The 13,562-nt window shown below is 70.8% G+C and carries 13 protein-coding genes, 1 tRNA gene and 1 other RNA gene; 5 read left to right on the top strand and 10 right to left on the bottom strand.

Features of this window, described 5'->3' with window-relative positions:
- Window positions 1-50: 50 nt before the first annotated feature.
- From AB0B14_RS28355 to AB0B14_RS28335, 5 genes are all read right to left on the bottom strand, one after another.
- Window positions 51-1,010, bottom strand: a complete 960-nt coding sequence (locus AB0B14_RS28355; protein ID WP_357525203.1) for an ABC transporter permease — start codon at window positions 1,008-1,010, stop codon at window positions 51-53.
- An 86-nt stretch (window positions 1,011-1,096) separates the two neighbouring features.
- Complete coding sequence (locus AB0B14_RS28350) at window positions 1,097-2,104, bottom strand: ABC transporter permease (RefSeq protein WP_357075372.1); 1,008 nt, start codon at window positions 2,102-2,104, stop codon at window positions 1,097-1,099.
- 97 nt (window positions 2,105-2,201) lie between these two features.
- Complete coding sequence (locus AB0B14_RS28345) at window positions 2,202-3,875, bottom strand: ABC transporter substrate-binding protein (protein ID WP_357075369.1); 1,674 nt, start codon at window positions 3,873-3,875, stop codon at window positions 2,202-2,204.
- 244 nt (window positions 3,876-4,119) lie between these two features.
- Window positions 4,120-4,713, bottom strand: coding sequence for a recombination mediator RecR (recR, locus tag AB0B14_RS28340; RefSeq protein WP_357075366.1), 594 nt, complete (start codon window positions 4,711-4,713; stop codon window positions 4,120-4,122).
- Window positions 4,714-4,721: 8 nt separating this feature from the next.
- Window positions 4,722-5,030 (bottom strand): YbaB/EbfC family nucleoid-associated protein, encoded by a 309-nt coding sequence (locus AB0B14_RS28335; protein WP_007466279.1) that lies wholly within the window; start codon window positions 5,028-5,030, stop codon window positions 4,722-4,724.
- Between the two features lie 201 nt (window positions 5,031-5,231).
- Between AB0B14_RS28335 and AB0B14_RS28330 the strand changes: the two genes are divergently transcribed.
- The gene (locus AB0B14_RS28330) at window positions 5,232-5,921 is read left to right on the top strand and encodes a DUF998 domain-containing protein (protein WP_357525130.1); all 690 of its coding nucleotides are present in this window, start codon (window positions 5,232-5,234) and stop codon (window positions 5,919-5,921) included.
- 73 nt (window positions 5,922-5,994) lie between these two features.
- Here AB0B14_RS28330 and AB0B14_RS28325 read toward each other — a convergent pair whose 3' ends face one another.
- Both AB0B14_RS28325 and ffs read right to left on the bottom strand, forming a co-directional pair.
- Window positions 5,995-9,333: a DNA polymerase III subunit gamma and tau gene (locus AB0B14_RS28325; RefSeq protein ID WP_357525128.1), complete on the bottom strand. Its 3,339-nt coding sequence runs from the start codon at window positions 9,331-9,333 to the stop codon at window positions 5,995-5,997.
- A 244-nt stretch (window positions 9,334-9,577) separates the two neighbouring features.
- Window positions 9,578-9,667, bottom strand: an RNA gene (gene ffs / locus AB0B14_RS28320) — signal recognition particle sRNA small type.
- Window positions 9,668-9,749: 82 nt separating this feature from the next.
- Here ffs and AB0B14_RS28315 point away from each other — a divergent pair.
- Window positions 9,750-9,834: transfer RNA gene (locus AB0B14_RS28315), tRNA-Ser, on the top strand.
- A 71-nt stretch (window positions 9,835-9,905) separates the two neighbouring features.
- On the opposite strand, the gene AB0B14_RS28310 is transcribed toward AB0B14_RS28315, so the two are convergent.
- Both AB0B14_RS28310 and AB0B14_RS28305 read right to left on the bottom strand, forming a co-directional pair.
- Window positions 9,906-10,568 carry a pentapeptide repeat-containing protein gene (locus tag AB0B14_RS28310; RefSeq protein WP_357525126.1) on the bottom strand — a complete coding sequence of 221 codons (663 nt, stop codon included), beginning with the start codon at window positions 10,566-10,568 and terminating at the stop codon, window positions 9,906-9,908.
- 124 nt (window positions 10,569-10,692) lie between these two features.
- The gene (locus tag AB0B14_RS28305; RefSeq protein ID WP_357525124.1) at window positions 10,693-11,130 is read right to left on the bottom strand and encodes a YbaB/EbfC family nucleoid-associated protein; all 438 of its coding nucleotides are present in this window, start codon (window positions 11,128-11,130) and stop codon (window positions 10,693-10,695) included.
- A 106-nt stretch (window positions 11,131-11,236) separates the two neighbouring features.
- Between AB0B14_RS28305 and AB0B14_RS28300 the strand changes: the two genes are divergently transcribed.
- Window positions 11,237-12,073 (top strand): class I SAM-dependent methyltransferase, encoded by an 837-nt coding sequence (locus AB0B14_RS28300; protein ID WP_357525122.1) that lies wholly within the window; start codon window positions 11,237-11,239, stop codon window positions 12,071-12,073.
- A gap of 87 nt (window positions 12,074-12,160) precedes the next feature.
- On the opposite strand, the gene AB0B14_RS28295 is transcribed toward AB0B14_RS28300, so the two are convergent.
- Window positions 12,161-12,400, bottom strand: coding sequence for a flavin reductase (locus tag AB0B14_RS28295; RefSeq protein ID WP_357525120.1), 240 nt, complete (start codon window positions 12,398-12,400; stop codon window positions 12,161-12,163).
- A gap of 198 nt (window positions 12,401-12,598) precedes the next feature.
- Between AB0B14_RS28295 and AB0B14_RS28290 the strand changes: the two genes are divergently transcribed.
- Window positions 12,599-13,366: a helix-turn-helix transcriptional regulator gene (locus AB0B14_RS28290; protein WP_357525118.1), complete on the top strand. Its 768-nt coding sequence runs from the start codon at window positions 12,599-12,601 to the stop codon at window positions 13,364-13,366.
- Complete coding sequence (locus tag AB0B14_RS28285) at window positions 13,357-13,548, top strand: DUF397 domain-containing protein (RefSeq protein WP_357525116.1); 192 nt, start codon at window positions 13,357-13,359, stop codon at window positions 13,546-13,548. Before AB0B14_RS28290 ends, AB0B14_RS28285 begins: the two co-directional genes overlap by 10 nt.
- Window positions 13,549-13,562 lie beyond the last annotated feature (14 nt).

The raw sequence follows: 13,562 nt of genomic DNA, 5'->3' as shown, positions 1-13,562 counted from the left end.
CACTTCCTCTCGCCGACTCACGCCGGCCGTGCTGATTGCGCGCACCGTGGTCACCGCCGGTTCTTCGGGTCGATCGCCTCGCGCATCGCCTCACCCAGCAGGGTGAAACCGAGCGCCACCACGATGATCGCGAGCGCGGGGTAGTACGCCAGCTCCGGACGGACCTCGAAGTAGCGCTGGCCGTCCACACCGAGCATCAGGCCCCACTCGGCCCGGTTGATGTCCGGGTCGCCGAGGCCCAGGAAGGAGAGCGCCGCGGCGTCCAGGATGGCCACCGCGAAGGTCAGGGTGGCCTGCACGATCACGGCGGTCAGCGAGTTGGGCAGCATGTGCCGCAGCACGATGTTGCGCTCCTTGACGCCGAGCGCGCGGGCGGCGAGCACGTGGTCGCTCTCCCGCTGGGCGAGCATGGAGCCGCGCAGCAGCCGGGCGAAGATCGGCACGCTCACGATGGCCACCGCGAAGATGACGGTCCACTGGCTCGACCGGCTGGCCATCGCGACCAGGGTGATCGCGAGCAGCAGGCTGGGCAGGGCCAGCATCACGTCGGTGAGCCGCATCAGGACCACGTCGACCCAGCCGCCGAAGGCACCGGCGATCGCGCCGATCAGCACCCCGAGGGCGAGACCGATGAGGGTCGCCAGGACGCCCACGAAGAGCGTCTGCCGGGCGCCGTAGATCATGCGGGACAGGAAGTCCCGGCCGAGTGGATCGGAGCCGAACGGGAACCCGCTGCTGGCCCCGGGGATGGTGTCCACGGTGAGGCCCTTGGTCAGCTCGTCGAAGCGCTGCACCGGGTCGTGCGGTGCGATGAGCGGAGCGAAGAGCGCCACCAGGACGAACAGCCCCACGATCACGGCACCGACGACGGCGACCGGGTTGCGCCGCAGCCGGCGCAGGGCGTCGCGGACGAGGCTGATCCCGCCCCGGTCGGCGGCACTCGCCTGGGCCAGCTCGTCGAGCCGGGCCTTCTTGCGGTCGCCGAGCAGGCCGATGCTGCGCTCGCTCATGCCGGGACGGGGCTTGTCGTTCTCGGTGTGGGGCTTGTCGTTCCCGCTACGGGGGGCCGGCGTGCCGGCCTGGGTGGTCGGGTCACTCATCGCACACGCACCCTCGGGTCGATGAAGGCGTAGGAGAGGTCGACCAGCAGGTTGACCACCACGAAGACCAACGCGGCGAGCAGGATGATCGCCTGGAGCACCGGGTAGTCCCGGCCGCCGCTGATGGAGTCGGTGATCAACGTGCCGATGCCGCCCCAGTTGTAGACCTTCTCGGTGAGCACCGCGCCGGAGAGCAGCGCACCGGTCTGCAAACCGATGGTCGTGACCACGGGCAGCAGCGCGTTGCGCAGGATGTGCCGCCCACGGATGGTGCGGTGACGCAGGCCCTTCGCCTCGGCGGTCCGTACGTAGTCCTCGTTCAGGACGTCGAGCACGCTGGCCCGGGTGATCCGCACGATCACCGCCAGCGGGATGGTGGCGAGCGTGATCGCCGGCAGGATCAGGTGCCACAGGGCGTCCGCGCTCGCGTCGAACTCCCGGGTGAGCAGGCCGTCGAGCACGAAGAAACCGGTGACGTTCGTGTTGTCCAGACCCGTGGTGAGCCGCCCGGACGGCGGGAACCAGTGGATGTTCTGGGTGAAGACGTCCTTGAGCAGATAGCCCAGGAAGAAGATCGGGATGGAGATGCCGAGCAGGGTGCCGGCGATGGTGAGGTTGTCCGGCCAGCGTCCGCGCCAGCGGGCGGCCAGGTAGCCGAGCGGCACACCGAGGCCGATGGCGATGATCATCGCGGCGAGGCCCAGCTCGATGGTGGCCGGGAAGGCGCGGCTGATGACCTCGGTGACCGGGTCACCGGTCCGGATCGAGTTGCCGAAGTCGCCGGTGACCACCCGCTGCATGAACTTGCCGTACTGCACCAGGATCGGCTGGTCGTAGCCGAGCGCCTTGGTCAGCAGCACGCGGCTCTCGGGCGTGGCCCGCTCGCCGAGCAGTGCCTCGACCGGCCCTCCGGGCAGATTCCGCAGCCATACGAAGATCAGCGCCGACAGCGCTATGAGGGTCACCACCAGCTGCAACAGGCGGCGGACTATGACTCGCAACATCTCTCACACACCAGACTCTCAAAGATCGCGGATCGGCCCGGGCCGGGAGGAACCCCGGACCCGGGCCGATCACGCCTACGGCCTCAGCCGAGGGACGTCACTTGCTGATGCTGACCGTGTTGAATCGCTCGTCGGTCAACGGGCTGGCCACCAGGCCCTTGACGTCCTTGGTGACGACGATGGCCGGCGGGGCGTGCCAGAGCGGGACGGCCGGCAGCCACTTGGCGGCGATGTCCCGGTTGACCTGCTCCCAGGCCGCCTTCTTGCCCGCGTCGTCGACGGTGCCGTCAGCCTTGGTGATGGCGTCGAACATCTCGGTCATCGACTGGTCGCCGAACTCGGCCTTGCCCCGGCCGAAGAACGTGCCGACGAAGTTGCCCGGGTCGTTGTAGTCACCCGTCCAGCCGAGGATGTGCAGGTCGTGCTTGCCGAACTGCTGCACGTCGTCCTTGAAGCCACCGTTCCACGGGCGAGGCACACCGTTGACCTTGATGCCGACGGCCTGCAGATCGTTGGCGAGGACGGTGAAGATCTCCTGCGGGTTCGGCATGTACGGCCGGGTGACGTCCGGCGGGTAGTAGAAGTTGAGCGTCAGACCCTCGGCGCCAGCGTCCTTGAGGAGCTGCTTGGCCTTCTCCGGGTTGTAGTCGTACTTCTGCACGTCCGGGGCGTAGCCGAGCACGGTGTCCGGCAGGAACTCGTCGGCGACCTTCGCGCCACCCGGGCCCTTGGTCTGCACCAGCTGCTGGCGGTTGAGGGCGTAGGCGATCGCCTGGCGCACCCGCAGGTCCTTCAGCTTCGGGTTCTTCTGGTTGAGGCCGAGGTAGAGGATGTTGAACGCCGGGCGGTTGACGACCTGGAAGCCCTCACCCTCGAGCGCCTTGCGGTCGGCCGGGGCCGGGAAGTCGATGCCCTGCACGGTGCCGGCACGGAGCTCCTGCTTGCGGGTGCTCTCATCCTTGATGATCTTGATGATCATCTTGTCCACCTTGGCCTTGTCGCCAAAGTAGTCCGGGTTGCGGTTCAGGGTGATCTCGTTCTTGGCCTTGTCCCAGCCACCGAAGGTGAACGGGCCGGTGCCCACCGGGTTGGTGGTGGCGAAGGCGCTGTACTCGAACGAGTCGCCGTTCTGCTTCACCGTGTTGGCGTCGTACTTCTTCAACGCCTCCGGGCTCGCGATCGACAGCGAGGTCAGCGCGAAGGCCCCCGGGAAGGCGCCCTTGTACTGGTTCAGCGTGACGACCGCGGTGCCGTCGCCCTGCGCCTCACACTTGTTGTAGACCGGCTTGCCGGCGGACTCGCTCTCGTTCTTGGCGAAGCCCCCGAAGACGTCCATGTAGTAGATCATCTGGGACTGGGCGGCAGCGCCCTTCATGTTGTACCAGCGGTCGAAGTTGAAGCAGACCGCGGCGGCGTTGAACGGCGTACCGTCGTGGAACTTCACGCCCTGACGGAGCTTGAACGTCCAGACCTTGCCCTCCGGGTCGTGCTCCCAGCTCTCCGCCAGACCGCCCTGCAGCTCCGCGGTGCCCGGCTTGTGGCTCACCAGGGTGTCGAACATCTGCCGGACCGGCCGGAACGACTCACCGTCATCGTTGAAGATCGGATCGAAGTTCTTCGGGTCACCGGCACCCGCGAAGATGAAGGTGCCGCCAGTCTTGGCCTCGCCACTGTCGCCGTCGCGCTCGCTCTTCGCGCAGCCGGCCGCGCCGACCGCCAGAGCGGCAACGGCCGCGATGGCCACGGCCGTTTTAAGCCTTCTCGCCTGCATCTCTCACCTCTGTCATGCGCATGACCACGCCGAGCTGTGGCTCGGTCCGTGTGCGGGAGGCTATGACATGTCACACGCGAAGCGGAACGGGCGTTAGGCAATCGCTACCAAGCCGACACCTTGGGCCGGGGTCTGACAGTCGACGGCACGGCGAACACATGTGGCGACACATCGATCCGTGCCGGGCCGGACACCGAAACGGGGGCGGCACCGTCGGTGACGGCACCACCCCCACGGGTACGACTCAGACGGCCCGGCGCCCCTCGAAGGCCCGGCCGAGGGTGATCTCGTCGGCGTACTCCAGGTCGCCGCCGACCGGCAGCCCGCTGGCCAGCCGGGTCACCGAGATCCCCATCGGCTTCACCATCAGCGCCAGGTAGGTGGCGGTCGCCTCACCCTCGGTGTTCGGGTCGGTGGCCAGGATCAACTCCCGGACCCCGCCGCCGCCGAGCCGGATCAGCAACTCCCGGATGCGCAGATTGTCCGGACCGATCCCCTCCAGCGGATTGATCGCGCCGCCCAGCACGTGGTAGCGACCGCGGAACTCACCGGTCCGCTCGATGGCGACCACGTCCTTGGGCTCCTCCACCACACACAGCACCTCGTCGGTGCGCCGTGTGTCGCGGCAGATCCGGCACTGCTCGGACTCGGCCACGTTGTAACAGGTCGTGCAGAACCGCACCAGCTCCTTGACCTTGCGCAGCGCGCCGGCCAGCCGGTTGACGTCGGCCGGATCCGCCGACAGGACGTGGAACGCGATCCGCTGAGCGCTCTTCGGGCCCACGCCCGGCAGCCGGCCCAACTCGTCGATCAGGTCCTGGATGGCACCTTCGTACATCTGCCGGCTCAGAAACCGGGCAGGCCGAGGCCGCCCATGCCACCGGCGACCGGGCCCATCTTGCGCTCGGTCAGCTCCCGTGCGGCCTCGGCGGCGTTGTGCACGGCCGCGACGACCAGGTCCTCCAGCGTCTCCACGTCGTCCGGGTCGACGGCCTTCGGGTCGATCTTGATGGCCTTGAGCTCACCGGAGCCGGAGACGGTCGCGGTGACCAGCCCACCGCCGGCGGTGCCGGTCAGCTCGGCCTCGGCCAACTCGGCCTGGGCGGCGGCGATCTGCTGCTGCATCTTCTGCGCCTGCTTCAGCATCTGCTGCATGTTCGGCTGTCCACCTGGGCGCACGGATGGCTCCTTCTCGCACTCGTCTGCTCGGCCGCCGCCCAGCCTATCCGCTGGGACCGACCACACCCCGCCCGGTGCGCGCCCCACGCCGAGCCCTCCGGGTACGGCTATCACTACCCCGAACCGGCCGGCTGCGCGTAGTGCGCCGAGACCCGCCGCACTGGTGTGCTCGACGGCATGAACCTCAACCGCACCGGCCGGGTCGGCGCGCTGTGCTGGGCCGCGGCCGCACCGATCTTCCTCGTCGCCAACCTGATCACCGGCCTGCGCTGGCGCGAGCCGACCTACAGCTGGGCCATCCACAACATCAGCGATCTCGGCAACGCCCACTGCGGCATCTGGGACACCACCAGACCCCGCTACGTCTGCTCGCCCTGGCACCCCCTGATGAACGCCGCGACGCTGGTCACCGCCGTCCTGCTCGCCGCTGGGCTCCTGCTGACCTGGCGGCTCCTCGGTCGCGGCGTCGTCGTACGCTGCGCGCAGGCGCTCCTGCTGCTGGCCACCGGCGGGTACGCCCTGGCGGCCCGCTATCCGGCCGACGTCGACGAGAACCTGCACGTCCTCGGCGCATTCCTGATCATGGGCCTGGGCAACGTGGGCCTCCTCGTCGCCGGCTTCGCACCACGCACCACCACGCTCGGCCGGTGGCGAGGTCTCACCGTCACCGCCGGGGTCGTCGCGCTGATCGGAACTGTGCTGTTCTTCAGCCAGCAGGCCGTCGGAATCGGCGTAGGCGGCATGGAACGCGTCGCCGTACTCCCCTTCCCCCTCTGGGCCTGCGCCCTAGGCGTCCTACAAGCCGAAACCCCCGCCCAGCCCCCATCCGCCGCCCCCGTCGATCAAGGAGTTGTGGTGCCTGAATAGGCCAGCAATGGCTGATTTGTCACCCACCACAACTCCATGATCGACGAGAGCGGGGGCGGGGCGGGGGCCGGGCTTAGCGGGCGTCTACTTCGTTGATCTTTTCGGCGCCGAAGGTTTCCCGGAGCAGCCGTACCGCCTGCTCCTCGCTGGACTCCCGAGCGGTCTTCTCGTCGATGACCTCGTCCAACGGCTCGTCGCCCGGGTCGAACCCCTCGTAGACCGGGGCAGCCGGCGCCGCGCCACCCGGCCGACCACCGCGCACCGGGCCGTCGAAGTCCGGGTCGTAGGGCGGTTCGCCCGCCCACTCGGCGTCCGCGACGGGCCGGGCCACCGCTCCGGTACGCGCACCGCGCCCCGCCGCCGCCGCGCGAGCCGCGGCGATGGCGCTGCTCACCGGTGCACCACCGGCTGTCGCCGGCTGCCGGGCCGCCGGTGTCGGGTTACCCCGCCCACCCGGGTTGCCGCCGCTCGCCGAGCCGGGGCGACCTGAACCGCCCGCTCCGCCACCGCCCGGTCCGCCACCGCTGGTGCTACCGCCGTTGGTGCTCCCGCCGTTCGGCCCGCCCCCGTTCGGGAAGCCGCCGTTCGGAGCGCCGCCGTTCGGAGCGCCGCCGTTCGGGACGCCGCCGCCGTTCGGGTGGGTCGGGGTGGGTGCCGAGCCGGGGCCGCCCGATGCGGCGGCAGAGCCTGGGTCATTCCCGGCCGACGCGCCGCCCGGACGGGCAGCCTCCGGCCAGTCCTCGTCATCTGTCGCCTCGGCGGCGGGAGCGCCACCTCCGGGGAGGGCCGCCTCCGGCCAGTCGTCCTCGTCGTCCGCCGACGCGACCGGCTGCGCCGCGCCCTGCCGACCCGAAGCGCGACCATCCGCCGACGCGGCAGGCTGCGTTACGCCCTGCCGACCCGAACCGGGACCACCTGCCGACGCGGCAGGCTGCGTTACGCCCTGCCGACCCGAACCGTAACCATCTGCCGACCCGGCAGGCTGCGTTACGCCCTGCCGATCCGAACCGTAACCATCTGCCGACGCGGCAGGCTGCGCTACGCCCTGCCGACCCGAGCCGGGACCACCTGCCGACGCGGCAGGCTGCGCCGCGCCCTGCCGACCCGAACCGGGACCGCCGAAGCCTTCGCCGCTCTCATCGGCGCGCGCACCCGGGCCGCCAGGCACGCCACCATGGGCACCCGGACCGGCAGCGCCGCTCGGGTTCGCCGCGGCGGGCGGCCCACCCGGCAGACCAGCCGCGCCAGCCGGACTCGCCGCGGCGGACGATCCACCCGGCAGACCAGCCGCGCCGCTCGGATTCGGTGCGGCGGGCGGTGCGCTCGTCGGGCCGGCGGCGGCGTTCTCGTGCGGGGCGGCAGTCGGAGTCGACGCGGGGGTGGCGGGTCGGGCCGGTGCGGCGGATTGCGAACGCTGCGAACCGGACAGCGACACGCCACCGCGCTCACCGGCGACCTCGCAGCGGATCTGCCAGCGCCCGCCCAACTCCTCGTAGAGCGCGTCGGTGAGCACCGCCGCGTGATCGGCCATCATCTTGGCCAGCACCGTGGACTTCACCGTCAGCACCAGCATGTCGCCGTCGAGTTCGCGGACCACGGCGTCGCGCATCAGGGCGGCGATCCGCTTGTTGGTCCGGTTGACCTTGCCGACCACGTCGGGCCAGACGCGGCGGACCGCGACGGCGTCCAGTGCGGCGGGCGGCGCACCAGGCCGGGGCGGCTGCGGCGTGGCCGGGTCGGGGAGCACCGCCGATGGCGGTACCACGCGACGGGGGGCCGGGCCGGCGGGCGAGACGGGTGCGGACCCGGCGACGGCCGACGCGCCGGGTGAGGCCGGGATCGGCGAGTCGGCAGCCGAGACGTGCGAGGCCGGCACACCCGAGGCCGAAGCGTGCGAGGCCTGAGCGTCCCAGGCCCGAGCGGGCGAGACCGGGGCGCCAGAGGCCGGCACACCAGAGGTCGGTGCACCCGAGGCCGGGGCACCCGAGGCCGGGGCACCCGAGTTCGGAGCCGGTGCGCCCGGGAGCTGACCGGGCGAGGCAGGCGCTCCGGAGACCGCGGGAGCACCCGAGCCCGCGGCGCTCTGGGCGGGGGACGTTGCCGGGTCGACCGCCCACGGCGGGGCGGAGGTCGGGGCGTTGCCGGGTGCGGGGCTTGCGGCAGCCGGGACCGGGGTGCCCGGCTGTGGGCGTACCCCTTGGTGGTTGGTTGGCGCGAAGCCGGCGGCGGCCGACGGCGCGTCGGTGCCGACCAGGGTGAGCCGGCGTTCCATCCGTTCGAGGCGTTGGAGGAGGGCGTTGGTGGAGTCGTCCACGCCGGGCAGCAGCATCCGGGCGCAGATCAGCTCCAGCAGCAGGCGGGGTGCGGTGGTGCCGCGCATCTCCACCAGGCCGTCGTGCACGATGTCGGCGCAGCGGGAGAGCGTGGCCGGGCCGAGTTGCGAAGCCTGGGCGGCCATCCGCTCGATCTGGTCGGCGGGGCCGTCGATGAGGCCCTTCGCGGCGGCGTCCGGCACCTGCTGGATGACGATGAGGTCGCGGAGCCGTTCGAGCAGGTCGGAGGCGAACCGGCGCGGGTCGTGCCCGGCCTCGGCGACCCGGTCGACGGTGGCGTAGGCGGCGGCGCCGTCACCGGCGGCCAGCGCGTCGCACATCTCGTCGATCAACGCGGCGTCGGTGACCCCGAGCAGCGCGGCGGCCCGCGCGTAGCTGACACCCTCCGGGCCGGCGCCGGCCATGAGCTGGTCGAGCACCGAGAGGCTGTCCCGGGCGCTGCCGCCACCGGCACGGACCACCAGCGGGAAGACCGCCGGCTCGACGGCGACGCCCTCGGCCTGGGTGAGTTGCTCCAGGTACGGGCGGAGGACCTTCGGCGGAATCAGCCGGAACGGGTAGTGGTGGGTGCGCGACCGGATGGTGCCGAGGACCTTCTCCGGTTCGGTGGTGGCGAAGATGAACTTGACGTACTCCGGAGGCTCCTCGACCAGCTTGAGCAGGGCGTTGAAGCCCTGGGTCGAGACCATGTGCGCCTCGTCGATGACGTAGATCTTGAAGCGGCTGCTGGCCGGCGCGAAGAACGCGCGCTCGCGCAGCTCGCGGGCGTCGTCGACACCGCCGTGGCTGGCCGCGTCGATCTCGATCACGTCGATGGAGCCGGCACCGTCGGTGGCCAGCGAGCGACAGGACGCACACTTGCCGCACGGTTCGGGGGTGGGGCCCTGCTCACAGTTGAGCGAGCGGGCCAGGATCCGCGCGCTGGAGGTCTTGCCGCAGCCGCGCGGGCCGGAGAAGAGGTAGGCGTGGTTGAGCCGCCCGCTGCGCAGCGCCTGCGACAGCGGCTCGGTCACGTGCTCCTGACCGATGACCTCAGCGAAGGTACGCGGCCGGTACTTGCGGTAGAGCGCCAGCGTCACTCGTCCCGCCTCCTCTCGACCGAGCCATTCTGCGCCGGTCAGGCTCGGGTGACCACCCACCACCCCGGGGCGTCTGGGCCTGCGGGCTCGACTTCCTGGCCGCCGGCCTCGACTTCCTGGCCGCCGGCCTCGACTTCCTGGCCGCCGGGCTTGATCGACTCGGCTTCCTGGAAACCGCGGTGTCCGCGTGGCCGGGACACCGCGACATCATGAATGTCGAGTGGATCAACCGGCCCACAGACAAAAAGGCCTCCCGTGCACCCGGCAGAGCTCGCTTATCCTTGCTGCCTTCCGGCCCTGGGGAGGTTCACGAGATACCGCCGCACGGGAGGTGCCGCCAAGCCTACCCGACCGCCGGTCGATCTTCAGGGGGTGGTGGGGTGGCCCGGCCGGCGGGGGCCTGTATCCTGGCTCGCGGAGGATTCGCCTAGAGGCCTAGGGCGCACGCTTGGAAAGCGTGTTGGGTTTACACCCTCACGAGTTCGAATCTCGTATCCTCCGCTCGCCTGAGCTGCACGAACGTCAGGGCCGGCCCCAACGGGGACCGGCCCTGAGTCGTCTCCACGTCGGCGTCAGCCCACCACCCGGACACTCTCCGCGCCCCGCGCCGAGAGCCACGCCTCCAGCTCGCCGCCACCGAGGGACCGGGTCGCACCCTCGTCGACGAAGACCGGGCCGACGACGGCCCCCTTCGCACCGTCGAGCTGACAGCCGAACATCCGCGCGCCGCTCAGCACCGTCGGCATGCTCGTGCCGCCCAACGTGCTCCAGCGCAGGCTGGCGAATTCGAGGTTGGCGCCGCGCAGATCGGTTCTGTAAAGCTTGGCGGAATTGAGGATCGCGTGCCCAAGATCGGCACTGCCCAGAACAGCGTCGTCGAGCTGCACCGCGAACAACCGAGCCGAACGGAACCGCGCCCCGCCCGCCGCGCAGCCGACCATGTCCGCCTTGGCCAGGTCGGCGAAGGAGAAGTCCGCACCCCGCAACTCGGCGTTGGTCAGGTTGGCGGCACCGAGGTTGGCCTCCACGAATCGCACGCTGACCAGGCGCGAACCGGCGATACAGGCGCCGGCGAGGTCGAGACGGCTGAGGTCCGCGCCGCGAAAATCAAGAGCATCACCCGACAGGTACGCCCCGGCGGAAGAGTCGGCGAGCCACTCCGCAAGCGCCTGCCGAGCGTCGGGGCTGTCCGGCCAACACAGGACGTCGCCGCTGGTCCGCTTGTATGTGCTCATCTGTCGAACACCACCCTGCCGCCCCACTCCGGTCGATCATCGACCCGCGCCCGGATACCGGCCAACGCACTCGGCGATCTGCCCGCGCTGCTCGGCGTCGACCCCGAACCCGCCGTTCAGCGGGTCACCACCGGCCGTGCTGCTCGCCCGGATCGTCCACCGCGGGGTTGGCGTCGCGTAGCTGCTGCCCGACGCGTTCGGCGATGGCCCGAGCCGCGGGCGAATCGGTCCCCAGGGTGTCGCCGATGATCTCCTGAGCGCGGTCGGCCAGTTGCCGCTTGGCCACACCGATCGTGTTCATGATCGTCCGGGCGACGACATCGGGCGCGACCCGTTGGACCCGCTGGCCGAGCTGTAGATCGACGAGCGCCCCCGCCGAGTCGACGGTGACCTCCACCAGCCCGTTGCCGTCGGCGACCGTCACCCGTAGCTCCTGGATCCGGTCACTCATCGCGTCGGTGGCGCTCGCCAACTGGTCCAGGCGCCCCTTCCACTCCGCCAGCCGATCCATGGCGCCGTCCGGGTCCAGGAGCCCTCCCGCGTGTGGAACCTCGGCAGTCATGTGTCCCCTCGGTCGCTCAAAGTGATCATGGTGAGCGGAGGGAGATTAACATGAACCGGCGTTTATCTGAGGCGTCACAACCCGCTTCCGTGGTCTCATCGACGTCGTGACCGAGGCGACGTGGCAGTGGGACGAGACCTTGTACGCGGGCAGCGCCCGCCACTACAGCGTCGGACGGCTGCCCTACCCACCCGGTCTCGCCGAGGCCATCCGCAGCGCGCTCGACCTCGACGGCACCGGCCGGCTCCTCGACGTGGGCTGCGGGCCCGGATCGTTGACGCTGCTGCTCGCCCCCCTGTTCGAGACGGCGGTGGGCGTCGACGCCGACCAGGACATGCTCGCAGAGGGCCGACGCCGGGCCGACGGCCTCGGGGTGACGAACGTCGAGTGGCGACACCTACGTGCCGAGGCCCTGCCGGCCGACCTGGGTACGTTCCGGGTGGCCTCGTTCGCCCAGTCGTTCCACTGGATGGATCGCCTGCTGGTGGCTCGTCGCGTCCGCGACATGCTCACGCCCGACGGTGCCTGGGTCCACGTCGGCGCCAACACGCATCAGGGCGTGGCCGGCGACGACGTGCTGCCCTACCCCCGAGCGCCCTGGCCGCAGATCAACGACCTGGTCGCGAGCTACCTGGGGCCGGTCCGCCGGGCCGGGCAGGGGCTGTTGCCAGCGGGCACCGCCTCGGGCGAGGGCGAGGTCATGCGCGAGGCGGGCTTCACCGGCCCCACCCGACTCACCGTCGAACAGGGGGTCGTCGTGGAACGCACCGTGGACGAGATCACCTCTGCGGTGTTCTCGCTATCCAGCTCGGCACCACACCTCTTCGCCGACCGGCTCGCGGCCTTCGAGGCGGATCTGCGCCAGCTCTTGACGACTGCCGCACGCAACGACCGCTTCGCCGAGCGGCGAAGCGACATCGAGGTGGCGATCTGGCGCCCCTGACATCCGAGGCCGCCACGAGGAGCGTGCAGCACGCCCGGGCCCAGGCGAAGCAGCTCGGCCACGGGGCAGCTCGGCCACGCACGGAGGTCAGGCACGGGCGCGGGCCCAGGAGAGGAAGCGTTCGCTCAGGCGGGCCGGGTCGACGTCGGTGAGGTGTTCGCCGGCCTCGACCTGAAGTGTCGCCAGGTAGACGGTCAACGCCAGCCGATCGTGCCGGTACTCGCCGAGCAACCGCAGCTTCGCCGCCGAGCACGGCCAGGCGATGCCGCACGCCGCGCAGCGCCAGGTGGGACGGGTCGGCAGGTGATCCCGGTGGCGGCGGGGCATGCGCGGGCCTCCTTCGGCCTGGAAGGGTGCCGCCCCGCTTCCCCGTCGGGGCGGCACCCGAGCTGACGCCGACCGCCGGGCTCCTGCGCCTCCACCGGCCACGCCGTCTTCTGCGAACCACCCTCGGGCGCGTCACCAGACAACTACACCGCGTATCGATATGGTTTCCAGATATCAGAGACATCCGATGGAGGAGCCGTGAACGACGCGTTGCGGGTGGCGCTCAGCGACACCGGGCACACCGCCGAATCCCTCGCCGAGACCGTTGGCGTCGACCCGAAGACCGTGGGGCGTTGGTTGGCCGAGGGGCGCATCCCGCATCCCCGGCACCGGCTGGCGGCAGCGGAGGCCCTCCAAAAGGACGTGTCGGACATTTGGCCAGACACTTCAAGACGTCGTGACCCCATCTGGTTCCGTTCGTGGCAGGAGATCGAGCGGGAGGCGGTGTCGCTGCGCTGGTTCGAATCGACGGTTCTGCCGGGGTTGCTGCAAACCGAGGCGTACGCCCGCGCGGTGCTGACCGGCGCGGGCCTGATCCCTCGGGGCGAGATCGAGCGGCATCTCACGGTCCGACTCGGCCGCCAGGGTGTGCTCAAGCGGGACGACCCGCCGCAGTTCACGGCGGTCATCGACGAGGCGGTCATCCGCCGTCCGGTCGGCGGCCGGTCGACCATGCGCGAGCAACTGCTGGCCGTGGCGGCGGCCTGCGCCGAGCCGCACATCCGGGTGCACGTGGTGCCCAGCGCTGTCGGTGCCTACGCCGGCCTGAACGGGCCGTTCGTGATCGCGCACAGCCATGACCACCGGGTTGCCGGCTACCTGGACAACCAACTCCAGGGACAAGTCGTTAGCGACCCGGACGAGATCGCGACCATAATGGCGGCATGGGAGGACGTGCGCGGGGAGGCGCTGTCCCACCGGCAGTCGGTCGATCTCATCACGGAAGTGGCGGAGTCATGGAGCTGAACGGCGCGCGGTGGCGCAAGAGCAGCCGCAGCAGCGGCAACGGCGGCGCGTGTGTGGAGGTCGCCGACAACCTGGCCGACGTGGTCGGCGTACGGGATTCCAAGGACCCGGCCGGCCCGGCGCTCGTCTTCGCGCCGACGGCGTGGCGCGCGTTCGTCAGTCAGCTCGCCCGGCGGGCCTGACTGGGTCCGACGAC

The sequence above is a fragment of the Micromonospora sp. NPDC049171 genome (assembly GCF_040648275.1).
GTDB lineage: Bacteria > Actinomycetota > Actinomycetes > Mycobacteriales > Micromonosporaceae > Micromonospora.
The sequence above is the reverse complement of the archived record's forward strand: the minus strand, read 5'-3'. Positions and strand labels throughout refer to the sequence as shown.

Bases quoted from the DNA above. Each gene is read 5' to 3' on its own strand.
- AB0B14_RS28355 (WP_357525203.1), bottom strand. From the start codon at position 1,010: ATGAGCGAGCGCAGCATCGGCCTGCTCGGCGACCGCAAGAAGGCCCGG.
- AB0B14_RS28350 (WP_357075372.1), bottom strand. From the start codon at position 2,104: ATGTTGCGAGTCATAGTCCGCCGCCTGTTGCAGCTGGTGGTGACCCTC.
- AB0B14_RS28345 (WP_357075369.1), bottom strand. From the start codon at position 3,875: ATGCAGGCGAGAAGGCTTAAAACGGCCGTGGCCATCGCGGCCGTTGCC.
- recR (WP_357075366.1), bottom strand. From the start codon at position 4,713: ATGTACGAAGGTGCCATCCAGGACCTGATCGACGAGTTGGGCCGGCTG.
- AB0B14_RS28335 (WP_007466279.1), bottom strand. From the start codon at position 5,030: ATGCAGCAGATGCTGAAGCAGGCGCAGAAGATGCAGCAGCAGATCGCC.
- AB0B14_RS28330 (WP_357525130.1), top strand. From the start codon at position 5,232: ATGAACCTCAACCGCACCGGCCGGGTCGGCGCGCTGTGCTGGGCCGCG.
- AB0B14_RS28310 (WP_357525126.1), bottom strand. From the start codon at position 10,568: ATGAGCACATACAAGCGGACCAGCGGCGACGTCCTGTGTTGGCCGGAC.
- AB0B14_RS28305 (WP_357525124.1), bottom strand. From the start codon at position 11,130: ATGACTGCCGAGGTTCCACACGCGGGAGGGCTCCTGGACCCGGACGGC.
- AB0B14_RS28295 (WP_357525120.1), bottom strand. From the start codon at position 12,400: ATGCCCCGCCGCCACCGGGATCACCTGCCGACCCGTCCCACCTGGCGC.
- AB0B14_RS28285 (WP_357525116.1), top strand. From the start codon at position 13,357: ATGGAGCTGAACGGCGCGCGGTGGCGCAAGAGCAGCCGCAGCAGCGGC.